General features: G+C 69.5%; 11 protein-coding genes. 5 read left to right on the top strand and 6 right to left on the bottom strand.

Features of this window, described 5'->3' with window-relative positions:
* Positions 1–227 precede the first annotated feature (227 nt).
* Complete coding sequence (locus tag ABT304_RS16870) at positions 228–848, bottom strand: TetR/AcrR family transcriptional regulator (protein WP_350716799.1); 621 nt, start codon at positions 846–848, stop codon at positions 228–230.
* Positions 849–876: 28 nt separating this feature from the next.
* The gene (locus ABT304_RS16865) at positions 877–1,755 is read right to left on the bottom strand and encodes a glycerophosphodiester phosphodiesterase family protein (RefSeq protein WP_350716798.1); all 879 of its coding nucleotides are present in this window, start codon (positions 1,753–1,755) and stop codon (positions 877–879) included.
* A 160-nt stretch (positions 1,756–1,915) separates the two neighbouring features.
* Between ABT304_RS16865 and ABT304_RS16860 the strand changes: the two genes are divergently transcribed.
* Positions 1,916–3,094, top strand: coding sequence for an alpha/beta fold hydrolase (locus tag ABT304_RS16860; RefSeq protein ID WP_350716796.1), 1,179 nt, complete (start codon positions 1,916–1,918; stop codon positions 3,092–3,094).
* 27 nt (positions 3,095–3,121) lie between these two features.
* On the opposite strand, the gene ABT304_RS16855 is transcribed toward ABT304_RS16860, so the two are convergent.
* The 4 genes from ABT304_RS16855 to fgd form a co-directional block, all read right to left on the bottom strand.
* A complete protein-coding gene (locus ABT304_RS16855; RefSeq protein WP_350716794.1) occupies positions 3,122–3,847 on the bottom strand; it encodes an acyltransferase in 726 nt (241 codons plus the stop codon).
* A gap of 19 nt (positions 3,848–3,866) precedes the next feature.
* Entirely contained in the window at positions 3,867–4,649 is a 783-nt protein-coding gene (locus tag ABT304_RS16850) for an SDR family NAD(P)-dependent oxidoreductase (RefSeq protein ID WP_350716792.1), read from the bottom strand.
* 107 nt (positions 4,650–4,756) lie between these two features.
* The gene (locus ABT304_RS16845; protein WP_350716790.1) at positions 4,757–5,731 is read right to left on the bottom strand and encodes an RNA polymerase subunit sigma-70; all 975 of its coding nucleotides are present in this window, start codon (positions 5,729–5,731) and stop codon (positions 4,757–4,759) included.
* A 168-nt stretch (positions 5,732–5,899) separates the two neighbouring features.
* Positions 5,900–6,904 (bottom strand): glucose-6-phosphate dehydrogenase (coenzyme-F420), encoded by a 1,005-nt coding sequence (fgd, locus tag ABT304_RS16840; protein WP_160025275.1) that lies wholly within the window; start codon positions 6,902–6,904, stop codon positions 5,900–5,902.
* 23 nt (positions 6,905–6,927) lie between these two features.
* Here fgd and ABT304_RS16835 point away from each other — a divergent pair, with 23 nt between their 5' ends.
* From ABT304_RS16835 to ABT304_RS16820, 4 genes are all read left to right on the top strand, one after another.
* Positions 6,928–7,983 carry an LLM class F420-dependent oxidoreductase gene (locus ABT304_RS16835; protein ID WP_350716788.1) on the top strand — a complete coding sequence of 352 codons (1,056 nt, stop codon included), beginning with the start codon at positions 6,928–6,930 and terminating at the stop codon, positions 7,981–7,983.
* Positions 7,984–8,075: 92 nt separating this feature from the next.
* Positions 8,076–10,385, top strand: coding sequence for an MMPL family transporter (locus ABT304_RS16830; protein WP_350716786.1), 2,310 nt, complete (start codon positions 8,076–8,078; stop codon positions 10,383–10,385).
* Positions 10,386–10,729: 344 nt separating this feature from the next.
* Positions 10,730–11,905: a hypothetical protein gene (locus tag ABT304_RS16825; RefSeq protein WP_350716784.1), complete on the top strand. Its 1,176-nt coding sequence runs from the start codon at positions 10,730–10,732 to the stop codon at positions 11,903–11,905.
* A 114-nt stretch (positions 11,906–12,019) separates the two neighbouring features.
* Positions 12,020–14,287 carry a serine/threonine protein kinase gene (locus tag ABT304_RS16820; RefSeq protein WP_350716782.1) on the top strand — a complete coding sequence of 756 codons (2,268 nt, stop codon included), beginning with the start codon at positions 12,020–12,022 and terminating at the stop codon, positions 14,285–14,287.
* The last annotated feature ends 35 nt before the right edge of the window (positions 14,288–14,322 follow it).

Below are 14,322 nucleotides of genomic sequence, written 5' to 3'. Positions count from 1 at the left end.
CCCACTCCTCATACCCGCCGAGAATCACCGGTTCACGGGCACTCCTAGATGAGGCACCGAGGGCGTTTCGCGGGCATTTTTCGTGAGTCTCGTCGCGTCCTTGACGCGGTACGCGATCGAGAAACAATCGAACCAAGGGTCGGCGGCGAACCCCAGAAACGAAACCACGGCCACCTCCTGCGCGGCGAACGCAGACCAAACCAGGATGCGACCAACCGACCGGCAGCCTAGGAGACGCTCGAGATCTCCCCCGCCCACCGCCCGATCAGCTCAGCCTCATGCGGAGGCGGCCCCGGGAGGCGGCGGCTGGCTGCCTCGGCACGCAGGCCGTCGCAGACGAGGGCGAGGTAGCGGCGACGCAGGGCGGCGCTGCGTACGTCATCTCCTACGTCGATGCGACTGATCTGCTCGAGGAGCACGGTGATGTCGGCGCGGGTGACGTCGGGGCGGAGGATGCCGCTGCCACGGGCACCACGCAGGAGGCGGTTGGTGGTGTGTACGGCGAGCTTGTCCAGGTCACGCAGGACCTCGTCGAAGCTGACCTCGTCGCGGAGGGCGAGGGTGAGCCGCGGGAGTCCGTCGTCGAGCACCTGGCGCAGGAAGCCCGTGAACGCGTGCCACGGGTCGTCGGTGTCGCTCAGCGCCGCCTCGGCGAAGGCGATGTAGCGGCGATAGCTGTCGGCGGCGACGGCCCGCAGCAGTGCCTGCTTGTTGGCGTAGCGCCGATAGAGCCCGGCCACTCCCATCCCGGCTTCCTCTGCGACCGCGGCCATGGTCGCGCGGGGGTCCCTGAGCAGGACCTCCCGAGCGGCGATCAGGACCGCGCGGTCCGCGTTGAGGGGCGGCATGCCCACACCCTACGTGCGGGCGCCAGACTCAGGCGGTCTGAACCTGTGTGATGTCGGCCAAGGCCGCGATCGGACGGTTCGGGTAGTCGGCGAACACGCCGTCCACACCGGCCTCGAAGAGGCGATTAGCCTGGTCGCGACCCGCTTTCAGGGTCCAGACGAAGACCAGCAGACCGTGCTCGTGGGCCTCGTCGGCCAAACCGGTGGGTGGCTGACCCTTCTTGCGGACCATCGACTTCTTGGGGCCGATGGCCTGGGCGTACGTCGCGATCTCCGCGCAGTCGACCGCGCCCCACTTCTTGTCGACCAGCTGCACCAGCGGAAGGTCGGTCCGGGTGCTCATCTCCCGCACCCACGCCTCATCGAAGCTCTGCAGCCACAGCCGCTGGGTGGGCAGGCCCGGGAGACTGTTCCAGGCGTCGACGCCGTGGTCGGCGAGGGTCTGCAGCAGGGTCTCGGTGACGGGCAGGCCGATGGAGGCGAAGTACGTCGGGTGCTTGACCTCCACGTGCAGCCCGACCCGCCGTCCGCGGCGCTGCGACTCGTCAGCGACGAGCAGCAGGAGCGTGTCGAGGGTGATGATCGGCTGGCTCGACGTCGGCGCCCCGAGGCTGAGCAGCTCGGAGAAGGTGAAGTCCTCGGTGAACCAGCCGGTCCACTTCTTGCCGCTGATGACCTTGGTCGTACGCCGCTCCGCGAACTCCAGGCGCGAGGCCACGTCCGTGGTGCGGGACAGCTCGTTCTCGTGGCGGAGCACCATCACCCCGTCGCTCGTCATCACCACGTCCGTCTCGAGCGCGTCCACTCCCTGGCGCAGCGCCAGGCGGTAGGACTCCAAGGAGTGCTCCGGCAGATAGCCGGGCGCTCCGCGATGGCCGATCACAAGGGGGCGGTGGGCCGATGCCATGGCGCCAAGCGTGCGTGCCGGCAGCGACGCTGCGGCGGGCGCAATGTGAATGGGACGTAACGAGCGGCGGGCCGTTCGGAGGTTCGGTGGAGTTCGACCTCGGGTCGCGGGTCGGAGAGCCATTTGACCTGAACCGAGGTCCAGGTCGGAGGCTTGCCCCATGAGTGAGCAAGAAGTGCGGTTCGGCATCGGCGAGGTCGCCGCGCGTACCGGCCTCGAACCCGACACACTGCGGTACTTCGAGAGGGAGGGGATCGTGCCTGCCCCTCGGCGTGACGCTGCTGGGCGCCGTCAGTACGTTGCGGCCGATGTCGATGTGATCCGCATGCTGGTCCACCTACGCGAAACCGGAATGCCCCTGGCCGACATCGCGCAGTTCACCGGAGCCGACACCGAGGTCACCGACCCGTCGCGGTTGCGGCTGGAACTGCTCACCGCGCATCGCCGCCGTGTCGAAGAACGCCGCGAGGCGCTGGACCGGGCCCTCGAGGTGATCAGCCGCAAGATCGCGGACTTCACCGATCAAGCAACCGGATCGACGAACGTCCTCGAGCGGCCTGACACGGAGATCACGTACAGCGTCCAGGGGAAGGGGCCGCTGCTCTTCCTCGTGGGAGCGCCGGCAGGGCGGGCCGGGTTTGCAGCTCTCGCGAAGGAGCTGGCGGGGCGGTTCACCGTCGTCACCCATGATCCTCGCGGCATCGGAGCCAGTCACGTGAGGCCTGGAATGGCGGCACCGACGCCCGAGATCCTCGCTGGAGACCTCGCTGCGCTGGTCGACGCATTCACCGGCACACCGGCGTTCTTCGTAGGTACGAGCGGCGGGGCCGTGACCCTTCTCGAGCTGTCCAAGCAGCATCCCGAGATCATGGGATCGGCCGAGCTGCACGAGCCGCCCCTGATCACTCTCCTGGACGATTCCACCCTCGCCGACCGCGCGGCAGCGGCATTCGCCGTCGCGACGACCGACCCTCAGCAAGCCGTGCAGGAGTTCTTCGACCTCAGCGGCGCCGCCCACCACACGGCGCAGGATCAGGTGCCTCCCGCGCACATCGCGCTGCCGGAGCTACCGCCCGAGGAGCTCGACAAGAACCGCTACTTCCTTGGCCAGATGGCCGGCCCCAGCGTCTTCTACGAGCCCGATATCGAGGTCATCCGTCGAGTCCGGCTGACCGTGTGCGCCGGCGCGCTGAGCCATCACCAGATGGCGCGTCGGGCGGCCCAGGCCCTGGCCGACCTGCTGCGTCAACCGTTGATCGACATGCCCGGAAACCACGTGGGCGCCAGTGCGGTTCCCGCCGAGTTCGCTCGCGCTCTCGTGCCGCTGCTCGAGCTCTGAGCGAGCTCTGAGCACACGGGGCAGGGATCAGGGGGTGTCCTCGCCGGACCAGACGACGTTCTCGCGGATCAGTCGGGCGGGGACGCCGGCCACGGCCGTACGCGGTTCGACCTTCTGGTTGCGGACCATGGCGCGCATGCCGACGACGGCACCGTCACCGATCTCGGCGTGGCCGGTGACGATCACGTCGCGGCCGAGCCAGACGTGCTCGCCGAAGCGGATGTTGGCGCCGTACGGATTGATCCGCTGCCCGGTCTCACCGTCCTCGAGCCGGTGCATGTCGTCGGTGGCGACGTAGACGTTGGCCGCCCAGAGCTGGTCGCGGGCAGCCACGATCGACCCGCCGTTGCGGGCGTCGATCTGCGCGCGCGAGGTCGCGACGAGACCACCGGAGAGGATCACCGCAGAGCCGCCGCCGCAGTAGATCTCGCCCCAGACCATGCTCGTGTCCGGGCCGATGAAGATGGTCGGCGAGTCGCCGCCGACCAGCAGCGCCTGCATCGAGGTGATGTCGGTCGCGATCACGATCAGCGCGTCGGAGAACGGGTAGAACCCGAGCAGCTCGATCAGCCGCTCGTCGAGGGGGAACCCGTCGCGCAGGTAGAGCGCGTTGCCGCCCTCGTGCCACCACTCCGGCAACGGCCCGGTGATCTCGCTGAGCTCGAGCCCGGCAAGCACCTCCGGCTCGAGCCCCGCGGCGATGAGCCGCTCCCGATGTACGTCGGTGAGCGGCTCACCCCTGGTCCAGGACATGCCGGGAACCATAACCGGTTCAGCTCGGGTACATCCCACTGGTCACATTGAGCCAGGTGCCGGTGATCGCGCCGGCGCCGTCCGAGGCGAGGAAGGTCGCGGTGTCGGCGACCTCCTTCAGCCGCGGCGACCGCTTGGTCATCCGCATGCCGTCGAGGTTCGCCCGGATCCCGTCGAGGGCCTCCTCCGGCAGCCTCGTGCCGAGGACCCGCTCGAACTTCTCCGCGGTGAACGTCTCGGTGATCCCGGCGGTCCAGATCCCCACGACGCGTACGCCGGCGGGTCCGACCTCCGCGGCGAGATCACGGACGAGCGCGTCGAGGGCACCGTCGGCCGCGCTGGTCCCGCCCATGCCGGGCGCCGAGCCACGTGCGGAGCCGGAGTCGAGCGCGAGCACGACCCCGCGGCCCTGCGCAACCATCTGCCGGGCGGCCGCGCGGGCGGTGTGGAACCCGCCGGCGATGCCGCGTACGACCGGCTGGGTGTAGTCGGCGGCCGAGATCTCCAGCAGCGTCTGCCCCTGGATGTCGCCGCGGTCGGCGACGTTGAACGAGATGTCGAGCGAGCCGGTCTCGGCGACGACCCGCTCCACGAAGGCGACCACGGCGTCCTCGTCGAGGATGTCGACCACCCCGTAGCCGGCTGCGCCGACCTCCTCGGCTCTGGCCGCCAGGCTGGCCTCGGTCCGGCCGGCGAGGTAGACCGTGGCGCCCGCCTCGGCGAAGGCCTTCGCGGTCGCCGAGCCGATGTCGCCCGCGCCGCCCCAGACGATGGCGGTACGGTCCTGAAGCTGTGCGTTCATGGTCTCTCCTGAGCTCCTGTCGCGCACCCGTCGTGCGCGATCTGCCCGTTAGGACGTACGCAGCGCCGGCAGCTCATCGGGTGCGCCGAAACTTTTTCGGGCCGGCGTCAGGTCAGCACCTGCGGGAGTCCGAAGGCGGGGAAGAGATGCGGCTCGAAAGTGGTGATCTGAGCGAGCCGGCCGTCGACGATGCGGAGCACGTCGAGCGTCTGCGGGCGGTAGATCGTGGTGCCGGGGCGGCGTACGTAGCCCGCGACCGCGGGCATCCGGTTGGCCTGCGCCGGGATGAACCTCCATTCGCCCAGGTAGGTCGGCGAGGCCGGGTCGAGGTTGGGCAGCACGAACGACAGCAGCGCGTCGCGGGTGGTGAACCAGAACGGGTTGGGCGGCATGGTGAGCACGGCGTCGCTGGTCAGCAGGTCGGCGATGCCCTCGCGCCAGTTGCTCGCCCCGGCGGCGATGTAGGCGTCGATGACCTTCCGCTCCTCCTCGGTCGGCCCCTCGGTACGCCACGTCGACCGGTCCTCGGGCAGATGACGGCGCAGCGCCGGCTTGGCCCGCTGCAGCAGCGAGTTCACGGTGGCGACGGTGACGTCGAGCGCGGCCGCGGTGTCGGCGGCCGACCAGCCGAGCACCTCACGGAAGACGAAGACGGCCCGCTGCTGCGGGGTCAGGTGCTGGATCGCAGTCAGGAAGACCAGCTCGATCGTCTCCCGCGCGACCGCCTCCTCGTCCGGGCGCTCCGGCTCGAGCAGGGAGTCCGGGAACGGCTGCAACCACTCCAGCAGCTCCGGGGGCTCGCCGGTGCCGTGGTCGAACCCCGGCAGCGGGGCGTACGTCCTCGGCCGCCGTTCGTTGCGGCGCAGGAAGTCGAGGCAGGTGTTGGTCGCGATCCGGTAGAGCCACGCCCGCATCGCCTCGGGGTCGGTCAGCTGGTCGCGCCGCTCCCAGGCCTTGACCAGGGTCTCCTGCACCAGGTCCTCGGCCTCGTCGAAGCTCGCCACCATCCGGTAGCAGTGCACACGCAGCTCGCGCCGGTGCTTCTCGGCGGCGTCCACGAACGGGTCGACCATCAGGCTCATGCCTGGTGAGCGTAGGTGCCTGCCGACCACACCGGAAACGGAATTCGCAACCGATCCCAAACGAGTGCAACACAACACATCCGGGCGGCGTACCACGTATGTGGGGCGGTCCTCCCAGGGCCCCGGTTCTGATTCCCGGCCGGGGCCCTGGCCATGCTCCGGCCCAGCTCAGGCGAGAGCGCGGAGCTTGGGGAGGATCTCCTCACCGTAGAGCTTGAGGAACTTCGCCTGGTCCGGGCCCGGGGCGTGGAAGACCAGGTGGGTGAAGCCCATGTCGAGGTATTCCTTGATCCGCGCGACGTGCTCGTCGGGGTCGGTCGACACGATGAACCGCTTTGCGGTCGCCTCGGTCGGGAGCGCGTCGGCGAGACGCTGCATCTCCACCGGGTCCTCGACGGAGTGCTTCTGCTCGGCGCTGAGACCGAGAGCGCCCCAGAAGCGGGTCGCCTCCATCGCCTGCTCCAGGTCGTGGTCGAAGGAGACCTTGACCTCGATCATCATGTCCACGTCCTCCGGCTTGCGCTCGGAGAGCTCGATGCCGGTCCGTACGGCCGGGAGCAGCGTGTCGGTGTAGAGCTCGGCACCCTTGCCGGAGGTGGTGATGTAGCCATCGCCCGCGCGGCCGGCGTACTTGGTCGCGGCGGGACCCGAACCCGCCAGGTAGATCGGGACCGGCGTGGACGGCTTGTCGTAGATGGTCGCCCGGTCGAGCTGGTAGTAGTCGCCCTCGAAGGTGACCCGGTCCTCGGACCAGAGCTTCTTGATCACGCGCACGGCCTCGCGGAACCGCGCGAACCGCACCTTGCCCTCGGGCCACTCGATGCCCAGCGGGGCCTCGTTCATCGCCTCACCGGTGCCCATCCCGAGCACGACGCGGTCGGGGAAGAGCGAGCCGAGGGTCGCGAACGACTGTGCCACGATCGCCGGGTGGTAGCGGAACGTCGGGGTGAGCACCGAGGTGCCCATCACGATCCGCTCCGTGCGCGCGCCGAGCGCGCCCAGCCAGGTCATCGCGAACGGTGCGTGACCGCCGTCGTGTCTCCAGGGCTGGAGATGGTCGGAGATGAAGACCGAGTCGAAACCCTGCTCCTCCGCCATCACGCCGTAGTTCAGCAGCTCCGTGGGTGCGAACTGCTCGTTGGACGCCTTGTATCCGAACCTGATCTCCGTCACACGGTCACGGTAGCCTCCCCAACATGAAGCAGCCCAGTATGAAGCTTGCGATGCCCTTGACCTACTTCGGCAACCCGCGCGAGACCGCGGACCAGGTCGTCGGCCTGGAGAAGGCGGGGCTCGACCAGCTCTGGGTCGCCGAGCCGTACGGCTTCGACGCGGTCTCCCTGCTCGGCTACCTGGCCGCGAAGACCGAGACCGTCGAGCTCGGCTCGGGCATCCTCAACATCTACAGCCGTACGCCGGGAGCGCTGCTCCAGACCGCGGCCGGTCTCGACAACGTCTCCGGCGGCCGCGCGATCCTGGGCCTGGGCGCGAGCGGGCCGCAGGTCATCGAGGGCTTCCACGGGGTGGCGTACGACAAGCCGTTGGCCCGCACCCGCGAGATCATCGGGCTGCTGCGCGCCGGCCTGCGGGGCGAGCGGCTGAAGAGCGACGGTATCTACAAGATCCCGCTGCCGGCCGACCAGGGCACCGGCCTCGGCAAGCCGCTCAAGCTGCTCAACAAGCCCGAGCGTGCCGACACCCCGATCTGGGTGGCCGCGCTCGGTGACAACAACGTCGCCATGACCGCTGAGATCGCCGACGGCTGGCTGCCGTTCCAGTTCCTGCCGGACAAGGCACGCGACGTCTGGGGCGAGGCCATCGACAAGGGCCTGGCCAAGCGCTCGCCCGACCTGAAGCCGCTGGAGATCTCCGCCGGCGGTCTGCTCGCGATCACGGACGACCCCGACGAGGCCAAGCGCCACCGCGACACGATGCGCGGCCTGCTGGCGCTGTACGTCGGCGGCATGGGCGCCCGCGGCAAGAACTTCTACAACGACATGGCCGTGAAGTACGGCTTCGGGGACGCGGCCAAGAAGATCCAGGACCTCTACCTCGACGGCCACAAGCGCGACGCCGAGGCCGAGGTCCCCGACGCCTGGCTCGAGGCCGGCAACCTGGTCGGACCGGAGTCGTTCGTGAAGGAGCGGATCGCGGCGTTCCAGGAGGCCGGCGTGACCAGCCTCCAGGTGACGCCCGCGTTCGGCACCGACGGCCTCGCGTCGATCGCTCAGGTCAAGGAGTGGCTGGTCTGATCTCCCGGCCGGCTGTGAACTCGCTTACACCCACAGCCGGCCCCGACGTCCCGATGTGACGCTGCCCCCACGGGCATTGGTTGCATGGACGCATGTCTGAGCGGATCGTCAGCGCCATCACGGGACCCGTCACCAAGTGGGTCGTGCTCGGCTTCTGGCTGGTGATGCTGGTCCTGATGGGTCCGCTGACGGGCAAGCTCGGCGACGTCGAGTCCCACGACAACTCCGACTGGCTCCCGGCCAACGCCGAGTCGACCCAGGCGATCGACGAGCTCGCCAAGGTGCAGGACCCCGACGACCTGACCACCACGATCGTCTACCACCGCGAGGGCGGTCTGACGAAGTCCGACTACACCGCGATCGTGCTGCAGATCCCGGAGATCGCGTCGCTCGATGGCGTGGTGACCCAGGAGAGCAAGCCGGATCAGCCGGTCATGCCGGCGATCGCCTATCCGACCGGGGAGAAGAAGGGCCAGAAGCACGGTCTGGTCTCCGCCGACGGCGAGGTCGCCACGGTCTCGCTCGTGGTCAACTACGCCGACGAGGACCCCACCGCGCTGCTCGAGCTGCGCGACGACCTGGTCGAGATGACGAAGATCGACGGCGTCGACGTCTACATCGGCGGCGCGGGTGGTTCCACGGCCGACCAGATGGAGGCCGGCGCCGGCATCGGCGGTGCGCTGCTCTACGCCGCCGCGGGCGTGGTCATCGTGATCCTGCTGATCACCTACCGCAGCCCGGTGCTGTGGTTCCTCCCGCTCGTCTCGGTGCTCGTCGCACTGGTCGTGTCGATGGGGGTCGTCTATCTCTGCGCGATGTATGCCGGTCTGACCCTCAACCAGATGAACCGGGCGATCCTCGACGTGCTCGTCTTCGGCGCGGGCACCGACTATGCGCTGCTGCTCATCGCCCGCTATCGCGAGGAGCTGGGCCGCCACGAGGACCGGCACAAGGCGATGGCGGCCGCGCTGCGCGGGTCGGCCCCCGCGATCATCGCCTCGGCCGGCACGGTCACCGTCGGCATGCTCGGCCTGATGGTCGCCACCATGGGGTCGACCGCCAGCCTCGGCCCGGTCTGCGCGATCGGCATCGTCGCCGGCCTGGTCGTGATGCTGACCCTGCTCCCGGCCCTGCTGGTGATCACGGGTCGCTGGGTGTTCTGGCCGGTCAAGCCGGCGTACGGCACTTCCGGCGAGAAGTCCGGCGGCATCTGGGCGCGGCTCGGCGACTGGATCCGGAAGCGGCCTCGGGCGGTCTGGATCGGCACGGCCGCGGTGCTGCTGGCCTGCTGCGGCGGGCTCTCGATGCTCAAGATCACCACGCTGGACAGCTCGGAGACCTACACCAAGGACTTCCCGTCGCTGATCGGCGACCGGGTACTCGAGGAGCACGACCTCGGCGACCCCTCCAACCCGATCCAGGTCGTCTCGGCCCCGGGCACCGAGAAGGACGTCGTCGAGGCGCTCACGAAGGCCGGCTACGAGGGCGTCACCCCGGTCACCGATGGCACCCACGAGGTCGCGCTGACCGCGGTCCCGCTGGCCACCGACCCGATGTCGAAGGCGTCGTTCGACACCGTCGAGGACGTACGCGGCGTCGTCCACGCCGTCGACGGCGCCGACGCGCTCGCCACCGGCACCGCCGCGATCCAGCTCGACATGGCCTCGGCGACGGACCGGGACACCAAGGTCGTGATGCCGCTGGTGCTCGGGCTGGTGCTGATCATCTTGATGATCCTGCTCCGCTCGGTCCTCTCCCCGCTGCTGCTGATGGCCACGGTCGTGCTCAGCTTCGGCGCCGCGCTCGGCCTCTCGGCGATCATCTTCGACGCGATGGGATTCGCCGGGCAGGGCCGCGAGTTCCCGCTGTTCGTCTTCGTCTTCCTCGTGGCACTGGGCATCGACTACAACATCTTCCTGATGCACCGGGTCCGCGAGGAGGCCGTCGAGCACGGCGACACCCGGCGCGCCTCGCTCGTCGCGCTCTCGGCCACCGGCGGCGTCATCACCAGCGCCGGCGTCGTCCTGGCCGCGACGTTCGCGGTGCTCACCACGCTGCCGCACGTGAGCTTCATCGAGATCGGCCTGGCGATCGCCCTCGGCGTACTCCTCGACACCCTCGTCGTCCGCTCCGTCCTGGTGACCGCCATCAACCTCGACCTGGGCGACGTCATCTGGTGGCCGAGCCGGCTCGCGCGCGGGCGAACGAAAATTCGTTCGCCGCATCCGGCGGCCGTCGGGCGGCCGATGGCCCCTGCCTATCACCAGCCCCGCCAGCAGATCGATCACCAGCTCCGCCAGCCCCCGCCCATGCGCGGCCCGCGGCCCCCTCAGGACCTCCGGGGCCAGCCACCGCAGCAGCGCCGGCCGCGCGACCCCGGCCGGTATCCAGGCCAGTACTGAGGCCCCGGCTGCGAATTCGGCGAAGTGTCTTTACGATGTGCCCTACGACTCGGGTCGCTCGGCCCGGTCGCTCCACTTCACTGACATGCGGGGCGTGCGACATGGGGCCAGACGACCAGGACAAGACGAGACCGGGTACGCCGCGGCCCACGCCGCCTCCGGCACCTGAGCCGGCGAATCCGATCGACCCGGACGCGACCCGGATCCCCAGCGCGCGCCCCACCCCGCCGCCTCCGCCTCCCCCGATGTCGCCTCCCCCGTCGTCACCTCCCCCGTCGTCGCCCCCTCCCTCATCGCCGCCGCCCGCTCAGCCGCCGACGGCACCGCCCCCGCCGCCACCCACGATGGCGATGCCGGCGGCACCGCCCAGCGGCTACGGGCCGCCTCCGGTTGCGTACGCCTCGGCCTATGGGCTGCCGCCGCACCACCAACAGCAGAAGAAGAGGAGCAACAAGGGGCTGCTGATCGGGCTGGGTGCCGCCGGCGCGGTGGTGCTCGTCGCGCTGCTCGGCACCGGGGCCTGGGCGTTCTTCACCGGGCGTCTCGGGTTCGGCCCGCTGAGCGCGGAGGACAAGAAGGCGGTGGCCGCGATCGCCGCGGACGCGCCGAAGCCGGCCTGGGCCTCGGCCGGGGACGCCACGTGTGCCGCCGAGCAGCTGGTCAAGGACGAGCGCAGCGAAGCCCTGCGCAAGGCCGGGCTGATCCAGATCTCCGGCGAGTCGGTGAGCTACACCGGCGCGTGGCGAGGACAGCAGGCGACGACGTACGCCGAGGGTCTGCTCTCCTGCTCGGGTGACTGGAGCAAGGCGATCGGCAAGGAGTGGGCACTGACCGACACCGACTGCCTGGGCGACGTCGACGAGACCGCGATGGCCGGCCTGATCACCACCCAGGTCATGGAGGTCGAGGACGCCGGCGTCACGAAGCAGGCCGACAAGGCGGTCGCCGCGCTCGACGAGTGCTACGTCAGCGACGAGCTCACTGCACCGGCCGCGACGGCCACCCCGGCCGTGCTCGGCGTCGACTTCGTGGTCACCTCGCCGACCGTCGAGGGCAGCGAGGTGGTCGTGCAGGCGAAGTCCGCCGACTCCTCGGAGTGGGCGCCCGTGACCGGCGGGAAGATCAACATCCCCGTACGCGAAGGGGGCCAGGAGGGCTGCGCGACCTTCCAGGCCTCGATCAACTACCCCTGGGGCACCACCAAGACCAGCGAGAGCGAGGCCTGCGGCAAGGCGAAGGACCGCCGGCTGTGGTGGACGAAGGACAAGTCGTGCGCCCAGCCGAAGTACGCCCCGTGCAGCTCCTGGACGCTCCACTACGAGGGCTACGAGCTCCTCTCCAGCGTCACGATCAAGTTGAAGCTCAACGGCGGAGACTGCCGGTCGGCCTCCGGGTCGTGCTCGGACAGGGCCTTCGTCACCAAGCCGAGCGGCACCTGGACCAACTGGACCGCACCCAAGGGCTGGAAGGACCGGTTCACCGCCGAGGTCGACGGACTCAAGGCGGTCCTTCCTAACTAACGCCTTAACAATTGGTCTCGCCCGTGGCGTTGCCGCGCGACGATCGTTAAGGGGACGCTAGGGTTTCGGCAGAGGTCTGGAATCGGGTAAAAAAATCAGGGCGAGGTTCTAAAGATGGTTGCGTTCCCCCAGGAAGGCGAGCAGTTCGGTCGCTACGTGATCGAGCGGGTCCTGGGTCAAGGTGGCATGGGTGTCGTCTACCAGGCGAAGGACCCGGCACTGCGACGCAAGGTGGCGCTCAAGCTGGTGCTGCCCTCGCTCACGGTCGACAAGGACTTCATCACCCGCTTCGAGCGGGAAGCCAACATCCTGGCCAAGCTGCGCTCGCGCAACATCGTGCAGATCATCGAATACGGCGAGGTCGAGGGCACCGTCTACCTCGTCACCGAGTACGTCCCCGATGGCGACCTGCACGGCTGGCTGAAGACCAAGGGGGCGCTGGAGACCGTCCAGGCGCTGCGCCTGGTCGGTGACGTCAGCGACGCCCTCTTCGACGCGCACCGCGCCGGTGTGGTCCACCGCGACGTGAAGCCGTCCAACGTGCTCCTGTGGGAGCGCCAGGAGGGCGAGCTCGTCCCCTACCTCACCGACTTCGGCATCGCGACCGAGGGCGACTCCAACGTGACCCGGGCCGGCTCGGTGGTGGGCTCGCTGCCTTACATGTCGCCCGAGCGTCACATGGGTGAGCAGGCGACCGCGGCGGGCGACATCTACGCCGCCGGCTGTCTGCTGTGGGCCTGCCTGACCGGCAAGGCGCCCTACACCGGCACCGACTTCGAGCTGATGAGCGCCCACATCAACAGCCCGGTGCCGCGGCTGCCCGCCTCGACGCCCGGCGCCGACCTGATCAACCCGATCATCCAGCGGGCGCTGGCGAAGAAGCCGGAGAACCGCTTCCGGACCGCGGCCGAGCTCTCCAAGGCCCTCGACAAGGCCGCCGACCGGCTCGAGGAGTCCGGTCTCGGTGGTGGTGTCGTCGGTGGTGTCGCCGGAGCTGCCGCCGCCGATCTCGGCTCCCGTCCCGGGGTCACCTGGGACACCACCGCGGACGGCACCTCCGGGGCCGGCGCCAACGCCCCCGAGGCCGAGGCGCAGCCGACGATCGTCAAGCGCCCGGGCGAAGGCACCCCGATTCCCGCCCCGCTTGCCAACGAGACCGACTCCACGGTCGTGCACAGCGGCAAGGGCCTGCCCCAGGCCGCTGCCGCCGCGGCGGCCGCGTCCTCGACCGGCAACACCGGCGCCGGCGGCGGCCAGCCCGAGTGGCTGCCCTCGCACCACTCCAACGCCGGCCAGGGCAACTCCGGCGACAAGAAGAAGCTCTACACCATCGTCGGTGGCGGGGTCGCCGCGGTTCTGCTGCTCGGCGTCGGCATCTTCACCCAGGGCTTCGGCATCTTCGGTCTCCACGGCGACGACGCCAAGGCGGCCGAGGCGATCGCCAGTGGCGTACCCAAGCCGGGCTGGGCCACCGAGGACCAGATGACCTGCGCGGCCGAGACCCTGGTCGGGAAGGTTCCCGCGGCCGAGTTGCGCTCCCACGGCGTCGTGGACGCCGGCGACGACTGGACCTACACCGGCGAATGGCCCGCCGACGACGCGATGAACTTCAGCCGGGGCCTGCTCGACTGCACCGAGTCCTGGGCGACCGAGATCGGCGACAACTGGAAGGTCGGCGACACCCGCTGCATGGAGAAGGAGGTCGACAAGACCTCCATGGCCGGTCTCCTCGCGGTCGGCGACCTCCTCAAGGACGGCGACCCCGGCGCTGCCGGCCCGGCCAAGGAGAAGGCCGTCAAGGCCCTCGACGCGTGCTACGTCAAGGCCGACGCGCTCGGCGCCAAGGTGACTCCCAAGGCCGCCTATATGCAGGTCGACTTCGATGTCCAGGAGCCCACCGCACCCGGCGGACAGTCGGTGATCGGGATCGCCAAGGGCGGAAGCGAAAGCTTCGAGGAGCTCAAGGGCTCCACCTACGAGATGCCCGTCACCGAGGGTGGCGTCGAGGGCTGCATCGCGGTCAAGACCACCGTCACCTTCGCCTGGGGCACCGAGAAGGCCACCGACGCCGAGTCCTGCGGCCGGGCCGCGGCGAAGAAGCTCGAGTGGACCAAGCAGGACAAGTGCACCGACCCCGTCTACACGAAGCAGAAGATCGCCTGCAACACCTGGCGGCTCAGCTTCGAAGGCTTCCAGCCGGGCAAGAAGTTCAACGTGAAGCTCACTCTCAACGGGGGCAAGTGCGGCGCCAAGAAGTGTGACTGGCCGGGCACCCCCGGCGGTGACGGCAAGGGTGTCATCGTCGACTGGTCGGGCCCCCAGGACTGGAACGCCAAGTTCGTCGCCACCGCGCCCGGAGCGAGCGCCCAGATCGACAACTAGTTCGACAACTGGGCGGTGCCTACTAGGCTGCTTGA

Source organism: Nocardioides sp. NPDC000445 (assembly GCF_040300245.1).
Taxonomy (GTDB): Bacteria; Actinomycetota; Actinomycetes; order Propionibacteriales; family Nocardioidaceae; genus Nocardioides.
The sequence above is the reverse complement of the archived record's forward strand: the minus strand, read 5'-3'. Positions and strand labels throughout refer to the sequence as shown.